Source organism: Methanococcus maripaludis, assembly GCF_013760955.1.
Classification (GTDB): domain Archaea; phylum AGJL01; class Methanococci; order Methanococcales; family Methanococcaceae; genus Methanococcus; species Methanococcus maripaludis_A.
On record NZ_JACDUL010000007.1, the window covers coordinates 3,318 to 4,989 of the forward strand.

The 1,672-nt window shown below is 55.3% G+C and carries 1 rRNA gene; it reads right to left on the reverse strand.

The window, feature by feature from the left end:
* Positions 1-47 precede the first annotated feature (47 nt).
* Positions 48-1,514, reverse strand: a 16S ribosomal RNA gene (locus HNP90_RS09330).
* Between the last annotated feature and the right edge of the window lie 158 nt (positions 1,515-1,672).

Here is a 1,672-nt window from a genome sequence, read left to right on the forward strand (position 1 = left end):
CAGCCTACAATCTTTTAGTGCCTAGTAGCAACCATTGTTCTTTTTTTAGGAGGTGATCCAGCCGCAGGTTCCCCTACGGCTACCTTGTTACGACTTCACCCCCCTCGCTGAGCCCAAGTTCGACCCTAGCCGAAGGCCAAGGCCTCACTTCAACCCAACTCGGGTGGTGTGACGGGCGGTGTGTGCAAGGAGCAGGGACACATTCACCGCAGTATTATGAACTGCGATTACTACGGATTCCAGCTTCACGTGGGCGAGTTACAGCCCACGATCCGAACTACGACTAGGTTTAGGAGATTTGCGTCCCTTTTCAGGGTTGCGGCCCATTGTCCTAGCCATTGTAGCCCGCGTGTAGCCCAGGAGATTCGGGGCATGCGGACCTATCGTTGCCCGCTCCTTCCTCTGACTTAGCGCCAGCGGTCCCCTATGAGTGCCTTTCTCCCGGAGGAAAAAGTAGCAACATAGGGCACGGGTCTCGCTCGTTACCTGACTTAACAGGACGCCTCGCGGTACGAGCTGACGATGGCCATGCACCACCTCTCAGCGCTTCAGGCAAGGTCGTCAACCTGGCCGTCATCATGCTGTCGCTCCTGGTGAGATGCCCGGCGTTGAATCCAATTAAACCGCAGGCTCCACCCGTTGTGGTGCTCCCCCGCCAATTCCTTTAAGTTTCAGTCTTGCGACCGTACTCCCCAGGCGGCGAACTTAACGGCTTCCCTTCGGCACTAGATAGGCACGGGGCCTACCTAACACCTAGTTCGCAGAGTTTACGGCCAGGACTACCCGGGTATCTAATCCGGTTCGCGCCCCTGGCTTTCGTCCCTCACCGTCGGACCCGTTCCAGACAAGTGCCTTCGCCATAGGTGGTCCTTCAAGGATCAACACATTTCACCGCTACCCCTGAAGTACCCTTGTCCTCTCCCGGTCCCAAGTCCAGCAGTATCCCTGCCAGTCCTGCGGTTAAGCCGCAGGATTTAAACAGGGACTTACTGGACCGGCTACGGACGCTTTAGGCCCAATAAGAGTGGCCACCACTTGGGCCGTCGGTGTTACCGCGGCTGCTGGCACCGAACTTGCCCAGCCCTTATTCCTCAAGCTGTTTACACTTGATAAAAGCCCATGCTGTGCATGAGCACTTGGGATCCCCCCGTCGCACTTTCGTGCATTGCGGAGGTTTCGCGCCTGCTGCGCCCCGTAGGGCCTGGGGCCGTGTCTCAGTCCCCATCTCCGGGCTCCCTCTCTCAAGGCCCGTACCGATCGTAGGCTTGGTGGGCCATTACCCCACCAACTACCTAATCGAGCGCAGTCCAATCCTCAGGCGCATGTGCTTTCGAAAAAGAATCATTCCAGACTGCTTTTTCTATGGGGTATTATCCTCAGTTTCCCAAGGTTATCCCCCACCTGAGGGTATGTTAACCACGTGTTAATGAGCCGTCCGCCATGGCCGAAACCATAGACTCGCATGGCTTAGTCGAATCCCAATAGCAGTGGCCTCCGGCGGGATCAACCGGAATTAGTAGCGTAAAGGAATTTTACGCCACCCTCTCGTGGAGTACGTCATTTTACATTAAAGGAAATGACATTTGGTTGCTATCTAGGTTTCACCTAGATTGTAGGCTTACATCGCACCTGAGTGTTTCAGTCAGGTGTTCACTTCAATTGCATAATATGC